Genomic DNA, 16,459 nt, shown 5'->3' with positions numbered 1-16,459 from the left:
GGTGACGGGGCCGGCGAAGACGCCACCGGCGAAGGCCAGACCAGCGATACCCAGCACGCTCTTCCGCAGAATGGTGGTGTTCATCAGGATGGCTCCATTCGGGGGTCGGCACCCGGCTCGATGGGGGTCGAGCGGGTGCAAGCACCACGACGGCGCTCAAAGAATTCAAGGGGGAAAGTCTTCGCCCGGCAGGCTTCACGAGCGGGGGGCTCGGCGCCGGGTCCATGTGTAACGACCGGCGGCCCACCATCATTCCGGGGGCCCGGCATCCCGGGCCGGCCACTCGATGGGGCCAGGCCAGCGGGTGCTGCTGCGATCGTCCAGGTGATGTAACGACCCCGGCCCGGCCACCATTCCGCCGCCCGGGTGCCGCCGGTCACGGGACGACCCGGACCGGCTGGCCAGACCCGGACATCCGGGCACGGTCAGCGGACCCGGCAACCGGACATTCGGCACGCCAAGGTCAATCCACCGCAGGACATCCGGGCACGCCGATCCGCCCGGGCCGGAGGGCTTCGTCGCCCTCGCGGTTTGCGGCGTGTCCCGGTGACCCGGGCGCCGGAACGCGCGACACGCCGCAAACGGGGCGCGGCCGGTCGCCGGGCCGAAGTGCACGGGTGCGGGGCGGCAGCTCCGCTGTCGGCCAGACCTTGGCGGATCGCGGCGACCCACGCGCCGGCACACGTCGCGCCGAGCCGGGCGGCGACCGTCGGAAGGAGTCGATCGCCCGGCGGATCGGCGGCGGCGGGGCGGATTCTGCCGTTGGCAGATCCGCTAGCGGTGAACGGGGGGTCCGTCGCGGGCCGGGACCGGACAGGCTGGGACGCATGAGACTGCTGGTGCTGGGTGGAACAGGCTTCGTCGGCGGCGCGACGGTGGCCGAGGCGGTACGCAGAGGCTGGTCGGTGACCGTCTTCAACCGGGGGGTGCACGGTGCGGTGCCGCCGGGCGTACACCGGTTGCGGGGTGACCGGACGGCGCCGGACGGCCTGGCGGCGCTAGCGGGCGGCGAGTGGGACCTGGTGGTGGACACCTGGGACGGCGCGCCGCGGGCGGTGGGGGACGCGGCCCGGGCGCTGGTCGGGTCGGTGCCGCACTACGTCTACGTCTCCAGCGGTTCCGTCTACGCCCACCCGCTGCCGGCTGGTGCCGGGGAGGAGGCACCCGTGGTGGACGCGGAGCCGGACGCGGGCGAGGGGGACTACGCGCACAACAAGGCGGGCGGGGAGCGGGCCGTACGGGAGGTGTTCGGGGACGCGGCGCTGCTCGTCCGGGCCGGGCTGATCCTCGGTCCCGGGGAGGACATCGGTCGGCTGCCCTGGTGGTTGGAGCGGGTCGCCCGGGGCGGGGACGTGCTGGCGCCGGGTCCGGAGGACCTGCCGATCCAGTACGTGGACGTGCGGGACCTGGCGGCCTGGATGCTGGACCGGGGCGCGGAGCGCGTCGGCGGGGCGTACAACGTGATCAGCCGCAGCGGGCACGCGACGATGGGGGAACTCTTGGCGGCGGTCGTCGCGGCGACCGGGTCGAACGCGCGGCTGTGCTGGACGGATCCGGAGCGGATCCTGGCGGCCGGGGTGGTGCCCTGGAACGATCTGCCGGTCTGGGTGCCGCGCGGGCACGAGTTCCGCTGGTTGCAGGAGCGGGGCGTGGAGAAGGCGTACGCGTCGGGGCTGACCTGCCGGCCGGTGGCCGAGACGGTTGCCGACACCTGGCGGTGGCTGCGGCAGGTCGGGTCGGTGCCGGCGCGGGCCGGTCGGCCGGCGCGCGCGCCGGTGGGGCTGGACCCGGAGCGGGAGGCGGCCCTGCTCGGCAGCCCCGCCTGACACCCGACGGTTCAGGCCGACACCACGGGCAGGTCGAGCACGTCGTCGACGCTGCGCCGGGGGGTGGCCGCCCCGGGCTGGCCGTAGCCGATCCGCATCACCATCTGGGGTGTGCCGAACCGGCCCAGCGACAACCGCAGCGCCTCGCGCGCTCCCTGCACCTCGATCGGCTGGGACAGCAGGGAGACGCTCAGCCCGGCGTCGGTCGCGGTGAGCAGCACCCGTTGCAGGGCCTGCCCGGCCAGGATCTGGTCGGCGGAGGTGTTGCCCGCGGAGCCGAGGACGGCGACCAGCGGCTCCGGCTCGAAGTCGCGGCCGGGGGCCCGGTTGCGGCCGCCGAAGCCGCGCATCGGCAGCAGGTCCTGCGGTTCGCCCTGCGGACCGCCGGCGGCGGCGGGCACCCCGTCGGGCGCGGGCTCGCGACGGATCCACTCCGTCCGCTCCCGCCGGTAGTCGGGGTCGCGCTCCAGCACCCGGTGGGCGCTGCGGGCGACCTCGGCGAGGGCGTTGACGGCGCTGGTGCCGATGACCAGTTCCAGCCAGCACTGCTCGGCGCGGGCCGCCTCGCCGAGGCGCCACCGGGTGTCGGCCGGCACCGGGTCGGGCCAGAACGGCGCGCGGTTGCTGAACCGGTGCGGGATCGCCCCGTGCAGGCTGCGGTCGGCGGGGGTGGCGGGCCGGGGCGCGTCCGGGGCCAGCCGGGCCAGCACGTCCGGTTCGGTCGGGTACGGCCGCAGCCGCACCGTGGCCGGGGTGCCGGCGACGGCGAGGGCGAGCCGCAGGTTGAACAGGGCCGCTCCGCAGGAGATGCGGGCACCCCAGCCGCTCGGGTCGGTGGCGGGCAGCCGGCGGGTCGGGTCGACCGACAGTTCGATGCCGCCGTCGCGGAGCCGGAACCGCCAGGGCTGGGTGTTGTGCAGGGAGGGTGCCCGGACGGCGTCCGCGGCGGCCGCTCGCAACTGCGCGACCGTGAAGCCGGTGTCCATGGTGATGCTCCTTCCGTGGCAGGTCGGGCCGCCTCCCGCTGGTTCACCTCCACCGTGCGTCACCGGCCGGGAAGCCGGGCAGGGCCGGATGTCCCGTCCGCCCGGGTCCCCCTTCCCGCCGTGACGCAGCAGGTAGGGGACCTTCGGCCCGTGCGGTGGGCGGGCGGGGCGGGTAGAAACGAGGGATGATCCGGGTGTTCCTCCTCGACGACCACGAGGTCGTCCGTCGTGGCCTTGCCGACCTGCTGCAGAGCAGCGGCGACATCGAAGTGGTCGGCGAGTCCGGCTCCGCGCAGGAGGCGGCCCGCCGCATCCCGGCGCTCCGGCCGGACGTGGCGATCCTCGACGCCCGGCTGCCCGACGGCAACGGCATCGACGTGTGCCGGGACATCCGGGCCGTGGACTCCTCGATCAAGGGTCTGATCCTCACCTCGTACGAGGACGACGAGGCGCTCTTCGCCGCGATCATGGCGGGGGCGGCCGGCTACGTGCTCAAGCAGATCCGCGGCACCGACCTGGTGGACGCGGTGCACCGGGTGGCCGCCGGCCAGTCCCTGCTCGACCCGGCGATCACCACCCGGGTGCTGGAGCGCATCCGCAGCGGCGTCGAGCAGCCCCGCGAGCTCAAGACGCTCACCGAGCAGGAGCGCCGCATCCTGGAGTACGTGGCCGAGGGGCTGACCAACCGGGAGATCGCCGGCAAGATGTTCCTGGCCGAGAAGACCGTGAAGAACTACGTCTCCAGCGTGCTGGCGAAGCTCGGTCTGGAGCGGCGGACCCAGGCGGCGGTGCTCGCCACCCGCCTGCTCGGCAAGACCCACTGAGCGCCCACGCCGCGCCGGGAACGCCTGGCGCTGGGCGCCGTGGCGCCAGGGACGCCCGGGTCAGTCCCGCAGCGGGACGCACCAGAACAGCTCGGTGCCGTGCGGCTGTGCCGGGCGTACCTGGAACTCGCCGCCGTGCCGCTCGGCGCGCTCGCGCAGGTTGACCAGCCCGCCGCGCGCGGCGGCGGGGTCGCAGCCGACGCCGTCGTCGGTGACGGTGAGCGCGACCCGCCCGGCGTCGACCCGGATGGCGACCGCGACGCGGCTGGCCTCGGCGTGCCGGACGGCGTTGGACAGCGCCTCGCGGAGCACGGCGGTGAGGTCGGGGCGGACCGATTCCGGCACGGCGCTGTCGATCGGCCCGTCCAGTTCCACGGCGGGGCGGAAGCCGAGCGACTCGGTGGCCAGGTCGATGGCCTCCCGGATCTCGGTGCGCAGCGCGGCGCTCATCGGGGTGCGCAGCTCGAAGATGGTCCGCCGGATGTCCCGGATGGTGGCGTCGAGGTCGTCGACGGCCGCGTTGATCCGCTTGGCGACCTCGGGCCGGGTGTTCATCGGGGCGGCGCTCTGTAGTTGCAGGCCGGTGGCGAAGAGCCGTTGGATCACCACGTCGTGCAGATCGCGGGCGATCCGTTCGCGGTCCTCCAGGACCACCAGCAGCTCCCGTTCCTCCTGGCCGCGGGCCCGCTCCATGGCGAGCGCGGCCTGGCCGGCGAAGCTGCCCAGCAGCCGCACGTCGTCGTCGACGGTCCGCGCGGAGTCCGGTCGGTGCGCGATCACCAGCACGCCGTGCAGGGTGTCCGCCGCGGCGAGCGGGGACACCACGGCGGGGCCGGCGACCACCGGCGCCGGCCAGGGGGCGGCCTGGGCGAGGTTGTCCACCAGCTCGTGCCGGTGCTCGGTGACCGGGCCGGCGAAGCTGGTCTCGGCGGCCGGCAGCACGGCGCCGACCAGTTGCCGGTCGGCGCCGTCGGCCGAGTCGACCACCTCGACGGTGAACTGCCCGGCGTCCTCGTCGTAGAGCAGCACCAGGGCCAGCTCCGCCTCGGCGACCTCCCGGGCCCGCCGGGCGACCAGGGTCAGCGCGTCGGTGCGGCGGACCTCGCCGAGCAGCACCGAGGTGATTTCGGCGGTGGCGGCCAGCCAGCGTTCCCGCCGGTGGGCCAGCGCGTAGAGGCGGGCGTTCTCGATCGCCACGCCGGCCGCGGCGGCGAGCGCGACCACGATCTCCTCGTCGTCCTCGGTGAACTCCGACGCGCCCTGCTTCTCGGCCAGGTAGAGGTTGCCGAAGACCTGGTCGCGGATGCGGACCGGCACGCCGAGGAAGCTGTGCATCGGCGGGTGGTGCGGCGGGAAGCCGTACGACTTCGGGTGCTGGGTGATGTCGGGCATCCGGACCGGGCGCGGTTCGTCGATGAGCAGGCCGAGCACGCCGCGCCCGTGCGGCAGGTCGCCGATCTTGGCGTGCAGTTCGTCGTCGATGCCGTGGATGATGAAGTCGTGCAGCAGCCGGTCCGGCCCGATCACGCCGAGCGCGCCGTAGCGGGCGCCGACCAGCTCGCAGGCCGACCGCACGATCCGTTGCAGGGTGCTGCGCAGGTCGAGGTCGGAGCCGATGCCCACCACCGCGTCCAGCAGGGCGCGCAGCCGCTCCCGGCTGGTGACCACCTCGCCGACCCGGTCGAGCATCTCCTGGAGCAGCTCGTCGAGGCGTACCCGGGACAGCGGGCTCAGCCCCAGCGAGGGGGCGAGCGGCTCGTTGCGGGGCGTCGGTGTGCTGGCGGCCACGCAGGCGATGCTATCGCCCGCGCGGCCGCCGGCACGAGATCGTCATCAGCGCTGGTCGCGGACCGCCGAGGTGTCGACCACCTGCTCGGTGGGGAGCCGCGGGGTGTGCGGCGGCCCCGCGTGCGCCGGGTCGGCGATCCCCAGCCGCACCACGAGGTACGGGAAGCCGAGCCCGCTGAGCAGTTGGCGCAGCGTCTGCCGGGTGCCGGGCACCTCCACCACACCGGAGAGCGGGACCACGGACACGCCGAGGCGGGTGGCGGTGAGCCAGAGCGCGGAGAGCGCCTCGCCGGCGCGCAGCCAGCTGTCCGGCTCGTCCTCGTCGCCGTTGATCAGGCCGTACACGGCGGCCTTGTCGTGGCCGGGGCCGATCGGCAGGGTGCCGGCGCGGCCGAAGTCGCGGCCGGGGACGGTGGTCTGCGGCTGCTGCTCGGGCAGCACCTCCGGCGGGAGCCCGGCGCCGCCGCCGGCCCGGCTGGTCCAGTACTCCAGCTCCTCGCGCAGCTGCGGGTCCTCCGCCTCGACCGCGCCGGCGTGCGAGGCGGCGGCGGCCAGCTCCATCACCTGGTCGGAGTCGAGGATCTGCAGGTTGGCCCCCTCGGCGGCGACCGCCCGGGTGATCTCACCGATCGCGGCGGTCGGGACCGGTTCGTCGCTGACCGGTCGACGGTCGGTGTGCCGTACCCGCATGCACTGCACCATGCGCATGGCGTCGGCGTCCGCGCCGGAGGAGTCCAGCCCGGTCAGTCGGGCCAGCAGGTCCGGCTGCGTCGGGTCGGGCAGCCGCTCCACCACGGCCGTCCAACCCTCGGCGGCCAGCGCGAGCCGGGCGTGGTGCAGCGCGGCGCCGCAGCTGATCGCCAGCAGCCGCCCCTCCGGGTCAGTGGCGGTCAGCTGGCGCTCCCGGACGATCCGTAGTTCCAGGGCGTCGGGCAGCACCAGCCAGCGCCACGGTTGCGTGTTGTGCACCGAGGGGGCGTAGCCGGCGGTCGCGGCGGCCTCCGCGAGGGCGGTGGTCAGTGGGCGGTCCTGTCCCGGCGTCTCGTGGCTCATCGTCACGACCTTTCCGTTTCTCCATCGTGCCCCACCTTGGGGTTGCGGTGGTGGGGTCACGGCTCCATCCTTCGTCATGCCCGGATCCGGCGCAGCCCACAGGCCCAGCGCGGTCACCGTTCCCGGGCGACCACGACCGGGCAGGACGAGTGCTGGAGCAGTTGCTGGCTGACCGAGCCGAGCAGCATCCCGCGCAGCCCGCCCAGGCCCCGGCTGCCCACCACCACGAGCTGGGCGACCCGGCTGGCCTCGACCAGGGCGGCGGCCGGGTTGCCGGGCGCCACCTCGATGTCGACGTCGACGTCGGGGAAGGTGTGCCGCCACGGGGCGAGGGACTCCTCGACCGCGGCCCGTTCCTCGGCGACGGCGGCCTGCTCGTCCTGGTCCGAGGGCCGCCGTGCCGGCGGCGCGAAGACCCGTACCACCCGCAGCGGCACGCTGCGCTGCCCGGCGCTCTCGACCGCGAAGCCGAGCGCCACCCGGGCGGACTCGGAGCCGTCGACGCCGACCACCACCGGACCGGCCCCGGTGGCCTGCCCGGCGCGGACCACCACCACCGGGCAGTGCGCGTGGGCGGTCACCGCAACGGCGGTCGAGCCGGCGAGCAGGCCGGTGAAGCCGCCGTGTCCGCGACTGCCCAGCACCAGCAGCCCGGCGTCGGCGGAGCGCTCCTGCAGCACCAGGGCGGGCGGCCCGTCGAACACCTCGCCGTGCACGGTGGTGCCCGGGCGCTGGGCCACGGCGTCGGCCGCGGCCTTGTGGACCAGTTCCTCGACCTGCCGTCGGGCGGTCTCGTCGGGCCAGATCCCCGGGGCCACCCCGGGCCCGATCCAGCCGGTCACGGCCAGCCACTCGAAGACGTACGCCAGGCGGACCGGCCGCCCGCTGCGCTGCGCCTCGTCCAACGCCCAGTCCAGCGCCAGGGTGGCGTCGGTGGAACCGTCGTAGCCGACCAGGATCTCGTCGCCGCTCATCGCGTTCACCTTCCCCCGCCGGCCGGCCGGTTCACTGCCCGCCGCGCAGGGCGGGGTCGGTCTCGCGGATCCAGCGCCACTCGGCGACCCGGGGATCGTCCTCGCCGTACCGGCGGGTGTAATCGCGGCAGGCCTGCCGGGCGTCGACCATCTCCTGGCGCAGGTGGGCGGCGCGCGAGGCGAGCCCGGGCACCCGGTCGATCACGTCGATGACGAGGTGGAAGCGGTCCAGGTCGTTGAGCATCACCATGTCGAAGGGCGTGGTGGTGGTGCCCTCCTCCTTGTATCCGCGTACGTGCAGGTTGTCGTGGTTGGTCCGGCGGTAGGTGAGCCGGTGGATCAGCCACGGATAGCCGTGGTACGCGAAGATGATCTGCTTGTCGCGGGTGAAGATGGTGTCGAACTCGCTGTCGGGCAGGCCGTGCGGGTGCTCCGACGGCGGTTGGAGCCGCATCAGGTCGACCACGTTGACCACCCGCACCTTCAGTGCGGGCAGGTGCTGGCGCAGCAGGTCCGCCGCGGCGAGGGTCTCCAGGGTGGGCACGTCGCCGGCGCAGGCCAGCACCACGTCCGGCTCGCTGCCGTCGTCGGTGCTGGCCCAGTCCCAGATGCCCAGGCCGCGCCGGCAGTGCTGGATCGCCTCCTCCATGGCCAGCCAGTTCGGCGCCGGCTGCTTCCCGGCGACCACCACGTTGATGTAGTGCCGGCTGCGCAGGCAGTGGTCCATGGTGGAGAGCAGCGTGTTGCCGTCCGGCGGCAGGTAGACCCGCACCACCTCGGCCTTCTTGTTCATCACGTGGTCGATGAAGCCCGGATCCTGGTGTGAGAAGCCGTTGTGGTCCTGCCGCCACACGTGGCTGGAGAGCAGGTAGTTCAGCGACGCCAGCGGCTCCCGCCAGGGGATGGCCCGGGTGACCTTGAGCCACTTGGCGTGCTGGTTGACCATCGAGTCGACGATGTGGATGAACGCTTCGTAGCTGGTGAAGATGCCGTGTCGGCCGGTGAGCAGGTAGCCCTCCAACCAGCCCTGGCATAGGTGCTCGGAGAGCACCTCCATCACCCGGCCGTCGGGGGAGAGGTGGTCGTCGCCATCGGAGGTGTCGGCGACGAACGTCCGGTCGGTGACCTCGAAGGCGGCGCCGAGCCGGTTGGAGGCGACCTCGTCGGGGCCGAAGAGGCGGAAGGTCTGCGGGTTGGCGGCGATCACGTCGCGCACCCACGGGCCCAGCGCGCCGGTCGCCCCGACCATCGGCGTACCCGGTTGCTTGACGTCGACCGCGTAGTCCCGGAAGTCCGGCAGCTCCAGCTCGCGCAGCACCCGGCCGCCGTTGGTCACCGGGTTGGCGCTCATCCGCCGGTCGCCCCGGGGCGGCAGGGCGGCCAGTTCGGCGACCGGACCGCCGGTGGCGTCGAAGAGCTCCTCCGGCCGGTAGCTGCGCAGCCAGCGCTCCAGCTCGGCGAGGTGCTCCGGGTTCGTGCGCACCTCGGAGACGGGTACCTGGTGGGCTCGATAGGTCCCCTCGACCCGCTTGCCGTCGACCTCGCGGGGGCCGGTCCAGCCCTTCGGCGTCCGGAGGATGATCATCGGCCAGCGGGGACGCTCGACGGCGCCGCCGGAGCGGGCCCGCCGCTGGATCTCGGCGATCTCGTCGACCGCCCGGTCCAGCGTGGCGGCGAGGGCCTGGTGCACGGTGGCCGGGTCGTCGCCGGCGACGACGTACGGCTGGTGGCCGTAGCCGTGCATCAGCTCCAGCAGGTCGTCGGTGGGGATCCGGTCCAGCACCGTCGGGTTGGCGATCTTGTAGCCGTTGAGGTGCAGGATGGGCAGCACCGCCCCGTCGCGGGCCGGGTTCAGGAAGACGTTGGACTGCCAGCTGCCGGCCAGCGGCCCGGTCTCCGCCTCGCCGTCGCCGATGACGCAGGCGACCAGCAGGTCCGGGTTGTCGAAGGCGGCACCGTACGCGTGGCTCAGCGCGTACCCCAGCTCACCGCCCTCGTGGATCGAACCCGGCACCTCCGGTGCCACGTGGCTCGGGATGCCGCCGGGGAAGGAGAACTGGCGGAACAGCCGGGCCATGCCCCGCTCGTCCTGGCTCACCGAGTGGTAGAGCTCGCTGTAGGTCCCCTCCAGCCAGGTGTTCGCCACCAGGGCCGGGCCGCCGTGGCCGGGGCCGGTGATGAAGATGGCCGACAGGTCACGGTTGACGATGACCCGGTTGAGGTGGGCGTAGAGCAGGTTGAGACCCGGGCTGGTGCCCCAGTGGCCGAGCAGCCGCGGCTTGACGTGCTCGGGCCGCAACGGCTCGCGGAGCAGAGGGTTGTCGAGCAGGTAGATCTGCCCGACGGTGAGATAGTTAGCCGCCCGCCAGTAGGCGTCCAGCCGGCGCAGCTCGTCTTCGGTCAGTGGGCTGTGCAGGTCGAGAGCGGTGTCCATGCTGCAATAGCCTCTCGCGCGTCGGGGACTTCTGCAGCCCGAAGGCGGATATCACCCGGGGCCTGTCCAGCTTGACCCGGCCGGGTGCGAGTGGATCAGGGCCGTTGGTCCCGGGACCGGGGGCGTCACGGCCCGTCCGGTGGCGTGGCGGTCAGACCGCGGACCACGATGACCGGCGACGGCGCGTGGTAGAGCAGGGTCTGGCTCACCGCGCCCAGCATGCCGCGCCACGGCTCGTCGCCCCGGGCGCCGACCAGCGCCAGTTGGGCCGACCGCGACTGCTCGACCAGGACGCTGCCCGGGTCGCCGCGGACGGTGTGGCACTCCGCCGCGACGCCCGGGTACCGCCGTCCGACCTCGGCCACCGCCTCGATGAGCACATCGTCGCCGTCGTCGGCCCGTCCCGGCTCGACGACCCGCACCGCGAGCAGCCGGGCCTCCCGGCGGGCGGTGCAGTCGAAGGCGAAGTCGAGCGCCGTCCGCGAGCTCGCCGACCCGTCCACCCCGACCAGCACCGGCCCGGCGACGGGCGGCTCGCGGCGGACCACCAGCACCGGGCAGCCGGCGCGGGCGGCGAGCTGCACCGCCGGCGCGTCGGCGGGTACGCAGTCCCCGCACGTGGTCATGCCGCCGTCGCCGACGGCCACCAGGAACGCCGTCTCGGAGCGGCGGATCAGCGCGTCCAGTGGGGGGCCCTCGACGATCTCGCCGCTGACCGACACCGCCGCCTCGATCTCGGCGGCGGCCGCGGCGGCCTGGGCGATCATCTCTTCGGCCTCGGCGCGGGGCTCGGCGACCGAGGGCGCCTCGAACGCCGCCTGCCAGTTGAAGGCGTGCAGCAGGACGAGGTCCCGGCGGTGCGCGGCGGCCGCCCGGGTCGCCTCCCGGACGACCTCCATGGCCTGCGGCAACACGCTGATGCCGGCGACCACCGGCGCGCCGGCGGATCCGGTCATCCGGCTCACCTCCCGGGCGCCCCGCACGGTACGGCCACGCCGACCCCACCGACGCTAGTCGCGCCGCCGCCCGGGCGGGCCGGGATCGGCACACCCGGACGCCGGGCGTCCGGCGTGCCGGTCGGCGCACCGGGCGACGGCGCGCCGGCCGGGCCGCCGGCGGCTCAGCGGAACTGGAGCCGGGCGACCGTGTCGAAGACCCGCGCGCCGAGCAGCCGGCGGGTGTGCACCATCGCCCAGGCGGCGGCGGTGACCAGGTAGCGGGTGCGGGGGCGGCGGGCGGTGACCGCCCGCTCGATCACCCGGGCCACCGTCTCGGGCGTCGCGGCCAGCATCGGGTTGGCGTAGGACTTCGCCATCGCCGCGTCGACCGAGGCGACCATCGTCCGGTACGGCCCGGCCGCGGCGGCACCCGCGCCGAGCGACTTCGCGGCCACCGCGCCGAACCCGGTCCGGATCAGACCGGGCTCGACGACCACCACGTCGATGCCGAACGGCCGCACCTCCTGGCGCAGCGCGTCGGAGATCGCCTCCACCGCGTACTTGCTGGCGTGGTAGTAGCCGCCGCCGGGGAAGACCAGCCGGCCGCCCATCGAGCTGACGTTGACGATCCGGCCCCGGCCGGCCCGGCGCATGCCGGGCAGCACGAGCTGGGTGAGCCGGCTGAGCCCGAAGACGTTGGTCTCGAACTGGGCCCGGACCCGGTCCAGCGGGGCCTGTTCGATCGGCCCGTACTCGCCGTAGCCGGCGTTGTTGACCAGCACGTCGACCTGGCCGTGCGCGGCCTCGACGGCGGCCACGGCGGCCCGCATGGACTCCTCGTCGGTGACGTCGAGGGGGAGCAGCCGGGCGCCGCTGTCGGCGAGGTCGGCGATCGCCTCGACGTTGCGGGCGGTGGCGTAGACGGTGAACTCCGGGCGGCGGGCGAGTTGGCGGACGGTGGCGCGGCCGATGCCGGAGGAGGTGCCGGTGATCAGGACGGAGGTGGTCATGCGGGGGCTCCCGGGTGGGTGAGGCCGGCGACGAGGAGCGCGACACCCTCGCGCAGCCGTCGCCGGGGCAGGTCGGGGTCGGTGAGGTCGGCCTCCAGGCCGCGGGTGAGCGCGACCAGCACGTCGGCGACCGCGCGGGCGCGCGGCCCGGCGGCCTCGGCGAGCGCCCCGGCGACCACGTCGGTCAGCTCCCGGGTGTACGCCTCAACGAGGTCGCCGGTCAGCCGGGTGCTGGTGTCGAGGAGTTCGGCGGCGTGCCGGCTCTCCCGGTGCAGCCGGAGGGTGAGTTCGAGCTTGGCGGCGAGCACGTCGTGCAGCCGCTGCCGCAGGTCGGCGTCGGGCGCGGCGGCCGCCTGGCGGGCCCGGGTGAGGGAGTCGGCGAAGAGCCGTTCGGCGAGTCGTCGGTAGGCGTCGTCCTTGTTGCGGACGTACTGGTAGACGGCGGGGCGGGACATCCCGGCGGTGGCCGCGATGTCGTCCATCGTCGTGCGCCGCACGCCGTGCCGGGTGAAGCACTCGTACGCGGCGGCGAGGATCGCCGCCAACCGGTCGTTCGACATGCTGACAATGTTTGCACAGAATGTCAGACCGTCAAGGGTGTTCGCCGTCACCGTCGGCGCGCGGCCGGACCCGGAGCACCACGGCGGTGGCGTTGTCCTCCCCGCCCTCGGCCAGGCTGCTGGTCAGCAGGCTGCGCACCGCCCGCTTCGGGTCACCGCCCGCGAGGACCTCCCGGATCCGGTGGTAGTCGACCTGGTCGCTGACCCCGTCGGTGCAGAGCAGCCAGGTGTCGCCGACCCGCAGCGGCACGGCGAGCAGGTCCGCGTCCGGGTTGTCGGGGTGGCCGACGTAGCGCAGCAGCTGGTAGCGAGCCCGGGCTGCCTCCGCGGAGCCGGCCCGGTACCAGCCGTGCAGCAGCCCCAGCCAGGCGGCCGTGTGGTCGACCGTCATCAGCTCCAGCACGCCGTCGCGCAGCCGGTACGCCCGCGAGTCGCCGAGCTGGACCACCCACGCCTGCTCGCCGTCCGGCTCGACCAGCAGGGCGGTGAGCGTACAGCCGGTCAGCTCGGTCAGCCGTGCGCCGGCGGCGCGGACCAGGGAGCGGGCGTCGGCGACCGCCGCGCGCAGCTCGCGGGGCCCGACGGCGGGCCAGTCACCGCGGACCGCCTCGACCAGGGTGGTCAAGGTCGTGGTGCCGGCCACCCGGGCGCCCTCGCCGGAGCCCATGCCGTCGACGACGGCGACGAAGGGCAGCGCCGGGTCGACGTGCAGCACGTCGAAGTTGGCCGGATAGCGGTGGCCGACCACGCTGCCGCCGGCGACCTCCAGGGCGACCCGCCCGGCGGCGAGACGGCAGGTCAGCGGCTCGGGTCGGTCGGACGGAGCGCGGCGGAACATCAGCGGACGGTAGCACCGCTGAAGCCGCTGGTCGGGGCGTCAACGCTCGTGTCGGGCGGCCGGTCCGTCCGTGGGGTCGGAGACCCCGTGTTGTCAACGAGGGTTGACAGAGTGGCGGCGTCAACGTAAGTTGACGACATGAGTCAGGCAACGGAACTCGCGGCGGCCGCCGGCAGCACCGACCCCAAGGTCGGGCTCCGGGCGGTGCTCGCCCTGCGCCGGCTCCTCGAACGGCTGGAGGTCGTCCAGGTGGACAACGCCCGTCGACAGGGCTGGTCCTGGCAGGACATCGCCGACGCGCTCGAGGTCAGCCGGCAGGCGGTCCACAAGAAGCACGCCGGGCGACCGGCGGTCCGAGGAACCTGGGAGGCGTGATGTTCGAACGGTTCACCGACCGGGCCCGTGCGGTCGTCCACCGGGCGGTCGACGAGGCGCGGGCCGAGCGGCAGCGGCCGGTCGGCACCGAGCACCTGCTGCTCGGCGTCCTCGCCGACGGCGACGCGCTGGCCAGCCGGGTGCTCACCGAGGCGGGGGTGCGCCCGGCGGACCTGCGCGCCGCCATCGCCCGGCACACCGCGCCCGGCGCCAGTGGTCTCGGCGAGGCGGACGCCGCCGCGCTGCGCGAGATCGGCATCGACCTCACCGCCATCGTCGCCCGGATCGAGGAGTCCTTCGGCCCCGACGCGCTGCGCGAGGCCGTGCCCGCGCCGCGCCGCCGCTGGGGCTTCCGGCGCTACGACGACGGGCGGTTCTCCCCCCGGGCCAGGAAGGTGCTGGAGCTCTCCCTGCGCGAGGCGCTCCGGCTGCGCCACCACCACATCGGCACCGAGCACATCCTGCTCGGGCTGCTGCGCGAGGGCGGCGGCCTCGCCGCCCTGGTGCTCACCGAGGCCGGGCTGAACCTCGACGACCTGCGCCGGCGGGTCGAGACGGCGCTGCGGACGGCGGCCTGACGCGGTGCCTCCGGGCTCTCGGTCGGCCGGAGGGTGGATCGTCCCGGCGAAGCGGGCGGCCACCCGCGCCCGGCGGGTGACCGGGAATGCCGAGGGCGCGGCCCGCGGTGCGCGGGCCGACCGGTGGTGTGGCGTTTCAAACCTGATTGCGGCCAGTGCAACGTCGCCCCGCGTCGGCTCGCTGACCGGCCCCGCTTGCTGCAGACTTGCGCCGTGGATGGTGGAGAGCAGACGCGCCCGGTGACCGCCGACGACGCCCCGCCGCGCTCGGCGGTGGTGGTCAACCCCTCGAAGGTGACCGATCTGGACCAGTTCCGCCGCACGGTGGACGACGCCCTCGCCGCCGCGGGCTGGCCCGAGCCGACCTGGTACGAGACCACGGTCGAGGACCCGGGCCGGGGCCAGACCGAGGCGGCCGTCGCCGACGGCGCCCAGGTGGTCTTCGCCTGCGGCGGCGACGGCACCGTGATGGCCTGCGTCAGCGGGCTGGTCGGCACCGACGCCGCGCTGGCCGTGCTGCCCCAGGGCACCGGCAACCTGCTCGCCGCCAACCTCGGGCTCTCCAACGACCTGGCCGCCGGCCTGCAGGTCGCCGTGGAGCGCGGGATGCGCCGGCTGGACGTCGGCGCGGTCGACAACCGGTACTTCGCCGTGATGGCCGGGATGGGCTTCGACGCCCAGATGCTCCGGGACACCTCCGAGACGACCAAGGCGCGCATCGGCTGGCCCGCGTACGTGATGGGTGCCGCGAAGCACCTGCGGGACCGGCCGATGCGGGTCTCGATCCGCATCGACGACCGGCCGCCGCTGCGCCGCCGGGCCCGCTCCGTGCTGGTCGCCAACGTCGGCCGGCTCCAGGGCGGGGTGCGCCTGCTCACCGACGCCGAGCCCGACGACGGCTGGCTCGACGTGGCCGTGCTCACCCCCCGTACGCTGGGCCACTGGCTGGCCATGGGCTGGGCGCTGGTGCGCCGGCGCGGCAGTGTGCCCCGGATGGAGGTCTTCCGGGCCCGCCGGGTGCAGATCACGAGCAACCGGGCCCAGCCCCGGGAACTCGACGGCGACCTGATCGAGCCGGGCCGGTCCCTGACGGCCGAGATCAAGCCGCAGTCGCTCTGGCTCTGCGTGCCGCGCCCCGAGCGCCACCCCGACCTGTCGAAGGACGCCGAGGCGGCGGCGGAGCGGGGCGAGCGGCTGATCGAGGAGGCGCGCCGTGAGTAGCACCAAGCTCGTCCCCGAGACCCGGCTGATGGCGGAGGACGACCTCTCCGCCGACGACGCCTGGCGCACCCTGCGCCGGCAGGGCGGCTGGTGCCTGCTGCGCGACGCCTTCATCCGGTTCCGCTACGGCGACGGCTTCAGCCACTCCCGGGCGTTCGCCCTCCAGCTCTGCCTCGCCGTGGTGCCGTTCATGATCGCGCTGACCGGTCTGATCAGTGAACTCGGCGTGGAGGAGGGCGGCCAGGTGGTCGCCGACACCGTGCTGGCCCTCACCCCCGGGCAGAGCGAGTCGGTGGTCCGCGAGCTGCTCGGCGACGGCGAGCGCACCGAGCGGGCCGGCGAGCTGGCGCTGACCCTCGGCCTGTTCACCGGCCTGGTCGCGCTGACCACCACGATGGCCCAGATCGAACGCGGCGCCAACCGGATCTACGGCGTGGAGCGGGACCGCCCGGCCCTGGCCAAGTACGCCCGGGCCGCCGTCCTCGCGGTGACCGCCGGCGTGCCGGCACTGGCCGGCTTCCTGATCCTGGTCGGCGGCGGGGCGATCGGCGACTCCGTGCAGCGGCACTACGAGTGGGGCGCGTTCGCCCACGGCGTCTGGGACGTGATCCGCTGGCCGCTGAGCCTCGGGCTGACCGTGCTCGCCGTGGCGGTGCTCTTCCGGCACTCGCCCCGCCGCAACCAGCCCGGCCTGTCCTGGCTCTTCTTCGGCGCCGGCATCGCCACCGCGCTCTGGTGGCTGGCCAGCCTGCTGCTCGCCGGGTACGTCACGTTCAGCGACGGGTTCGGCCAGACCTACGGCGCGCTGACCGGCATGATGGCCCTGCTGCTCTGGGCCAACCTCACCGGCATGGCGCTCTTCGGCGGGCTGGCCTTCGCCGCCCAGTTGGAGGCGATGCGGATCGGGGTGCAGGAGCCGGCCCAGCCGGACCTGTGGGAGCCGGAGGCCGAGCGTGAGGAGCTGTACGACACCGGTGACATGACCTCGCTGTAGACCCCCGTTCCGGCTGCCCCGGTGTACGCGGAGCGCGGATCGGGTACAGCGCCTCGCCAG

At 74.5% G+C, this 16,459-nt stretch carries 14 protein-coding genes and 2 pseudogenes; 7 read left to right on the top strand and 9 right to left on the bottom strand.

From position 1 onward, the window contains the following. The first annotated feature begins 827 nt into the window (after positions 1-827). Positions 828-1,826, top strand: coding sequence for an NAD-dependent epimerase/dehydratase family protein (locus V6U89_RS26750; protein WP_334574807.1), 999 nt, complete (start codon positions 828-830; stop codon positions 1,824-1,826). Positions 1,827-1,837: 11 nt separating this feature from the next. Here V6U89_RS26750 and V6U89_RS26745 read toward each other — a convergent pair whose 3' ends face one another. Continuing rightward, positions 1,838-2,812: an Acg family FMN-binding oxidoreductase gene (locus tag V6U89_RS26745; RefSeq protein ID WP_334574805.1), complete on the bottom strand. Its 975-nt coding sequence runs from the start codon at positions 2,810-2,812 to the stop codon at positions 1,838-1,840. Positions 2,813-2,997: 185 nt separating this feature from the next. On the opposite strand from V6U89_RS26745, the gene V6U89_RS26740 reads away from it, so the two are divergent. Further along, on the top strand, positions 2,998-3,636 hold the full coding sequence (locus V6U89_RS26740) for a response regulator (protein ID WP_154942955.1): 639 nt from the start codon (positions 2,998-3,000) through the stop codon (positions 3,634-3,636). 60 nt (positions 3,637-3,696) lie between these two features. Here the strand turns inward: V6U89_RS26740 and V6U89_RS26735 are convergent, their stop codons facing one another. The 8 genes from V6U89_RS26735 to V6U89_RS26700 form a co-directional block, all read right to left on the bottom strand. Then, positions 3,697-5,370 carry a GAF domain-containing sensor histidine kinase gene (locus V6U89_RS26735; RefSeq protein ID WP_334574818.1) on the bottom strand — a complete coding sequence of 558 codons (1,674 nt, stop codon included), beginning with the start codon at positions 5,368-5,370 and terminating at the stop codon, positions 3,697-3,699. A 99-nt stretch (positions 5,371-5,469) separates the two neighbouring features. Further along, positions 5,470-6,477 carry an Acg family FMN-binding oxidoreductase gene (locus V6U89_RS26730; RefSeq protein WP_334574801.1) on the bottom strand — a complete coding sequence of 336 codons (1,008 nt, stop codon included), beginning with the start codon at positions 6,475-6,477 and terminating at the stop codon, positions 5,470-5,472. A 113-nt stretch (positions 6,478-6,590) separates the two neighbouring features. Further along, positions 6,591-7,451 carry a universal stress protein gene (locus tag V6U89_RS26725; RefSeq protein ID WP_334574799.1) on the bottom strand — a complete coding sequence of 287 codons (861 nt, stop codon included), beginning with the start codon at positions 7,449-7,451 and terminating at the stop codon, positions 6,591-6,593. A gap of 31 nt (positions 7,452-7,482) precedes the next feature. Further along, positions 7,483-9,885 (bottom strand): phosphoketolase family protein, encoded by a 2,403-nt coding sequence (locus V6U89_RS26720; protein ID WP_334574798.1) that lies wholly within the window; start codon positions 9,883-9,885, stop codon positions 7,483-7,485. A gap of 125 nt (positions 9,886-10,010) precedes the next feature. Then, positions 10,011-10,841, bottom strand: coding sequence for a universal stress protein (locus tag V6U89_RS26715; protein ID WP_334574796.1), 831 nt, complete (start codon positions 10,839-10,841; stop codon positions 10,011-10,013). Between the two features lie 164 nt (positions 10,842-11,005). Then, on the bottom strand, positions 11,006-11,833 hold the full coding sequence (locus V6U89_RS26710; protein ID WP_334574794.1) for an oxidoreductase: 828 nt from the start codon (positions 11,831-11,833) through the stop codon (positions 11,006-11,008). Continuing rightward, the gene (locus V6U89_RS26705) at positions 11,830-12,393 is read right to left on the bottom strand and encodes a TetR/AcrR family transcriptional regulator (RefSeq protein WP_334574792.1); all 564 of its coding nucleotides are present in this window, start codon (positions 12,391-12,393) and stop codon (positions 11,830-11,832) included. The genes V6U89_RS26710 and V6U89_RS26705 overlap by 4 nt, the downstream gene beginning before the upstream one ends. Positions 12,394-12,424: 31 nt before the next feature. Continuing rightward, on the bottom strand, positions 12,425-13,231 hold the full coding sequence (locus V6U89_RS26700; RefSeq protein ID WP_334574790.1) for a PP2C family protein-serine/threonine phosphatase: 807 nt from the start codon (positions 13,229-13,231) through the stop codon (positions 12,425-12,427). Positions 13,232-13,369: 138 nt separating this feature from the next. On the opposite strand from V6U89_RS26700, the gene V6U89_RS26695 reads away from it, so the two are divergent. The 5 genes and pseudogenes from V6U89_RS26695 (at position 13,370) to V6U89_RS26680 (ending at position 16,399) form a co-directional block, all read left to right on the top strand. After that, positions 13,370-13,606, top strand: a complete 237-nt coding sequence (locus tag V6U89_RS26695) for a helix-turn-helix domain-containing protein (protein ID WP_088963234.1) — start codon at positions 13,370-13,372, stop codon at positions 13,604-13,606. Then, positions 13,606-13,791: pseudogene (locus V6U89_RS30295) on the top strand (Clp protease N-terminal domain-containing protein); the annotation flags it as partial. The gene V6U89_RS26695 and the pseudogene V6U89_RS30295, both read left to right, overlap by 1 nt. Positions 13,792-13,980: 189 nt before the next feature. Further along, positions 13,981-14,157 (top strand): annotated as a pseudogene (locus V6U89_RS30290) (Clp protease N-terminal domain-containing protein); the annotation flags it as partial. A 240-nt stretch (positions 14,158-14,397) separates the two neighbouring features. Continuing rightward, positions 14,398-15,405, top strand: a complete 1,008-nt coding sequence (locus tag V6U89_RS26685; protein WP_334574787.1) for a diacylglycerol/lipid kinase family protein — start codon at positions 14,398-14,400, stop codon at positions 15,403-15,405. After that, positions 15,398-16,399 (top strand): YihY/virulence factor BrkB family protein, encoded by a 1,002-nt coding sequence (locus V6U89_RS26680; protein ID WP_334574785.1) that lies wholly within the window; start codon positions 15,398-15,400, stop codon positions 16,397-16,399. The genes V6U89_RS26685 and V6U89_RS26680 overlap by 8 nt, the downstream gene beginning before the upstream one ends. Positions 16,400-16,459: the final 60 nt, after the last annotated feature.

This window comes from Micromonospora sp. CPCC 206171 (assembly GCF_036906755.1).
In the GTDB taxonomy this organism is placed as follows: domain Bacteria; phylum Actinomycetota; class Actinomycetes; order Mycobacteriales; family Micromonosporaceae; genus Micromonospora; species Micromonospora purpureochromogenes.
The sequence above is the reverse complement of the archived record's forward strand: the minus strand, read 5'-3'. Positions and strand labels throughout refer to the sequence as shown.

Bases quoted from the DNA above. Each gene is read 5' to 3' on its own strand.
- V6U89_RS26750 (WP_334574807.1), top strand. From the start codon at position 828: ATGAGACTGCTGGTGCTGGGTGGAACAGGCTTCGTCGGCGGCGCGACG.
- V6U89_RS26745 (WP_334574805.1), bottom strand. From the start codon at position 2,812: ATGGACACCGGCTTCACGGTCGCGCAGTTGCGAGCGGCCGCCGCGGAC.
- V6U89_RS26740 (WP_154942955.1), top strand. From the start codon at position 2,998: ATGATCCGGGTGTTCCTCCTCGACGACCACGAGGTCGTCCGTCGTGGC.
- V6U89_RS26730 (WP_334574801.1), bottom strand. From the start codon at position 6,477: ATGAGCCACGAGACGCCGGGACAGGACCGCCCACTGACCACCGCCCTC.
- V6U89_RS26725 (WP_334574799.1), bottom strand. From the start codon at position 7,451: ATGAGCGGCGACGAGATCCTGGTCGGCTACGACGGTTCCACCGACGCC.
- V6U89_RS26720 (WP_334574798.1), bottom strand. From the start codon at position 9,885: ATGGACACCGCTCTCGACCTGCACAGCCCACTGACCGAAGACGAGCTG.
- V6U89_RS26715 (WP_334574796.1), bottom strand. From the start codon at position 10,841: ATGACCGGATCCGCCGGCGCGCCGGTGGTCGCCGGCATCAGCGTGTTG.
- V6U89_RS26710 (WP_334574794.1), bottom strand. From the start codon at position 11,833: ATGACCACCTCCGTCCTGATCACCGGCACCTCCTCCGGCATCGGCCGC.
- V6U89_RS26705 (WP_334574792.1), bottom strand. From the start codon at position 12,393: ATGTCGAACGACCGGTTGGCGGCGATCCTCGCCGCCGCGTACGAGTGC.
- V6U89_RS26700 (WP_334574790.1), bottom strand. From the start codon at position 13,231: ATGTTCCGCCGCGCTCCGTCCGACCGACCCGAGCCGCTGACCTGCCGT.
- V6U89_RS26695 (WP_088963234.1), top strand. From the start codon at position 13,370: ATGAGTCAGGCAACGGAACTCGCGGCGGCCGCCGGCAGCACCGACCCC.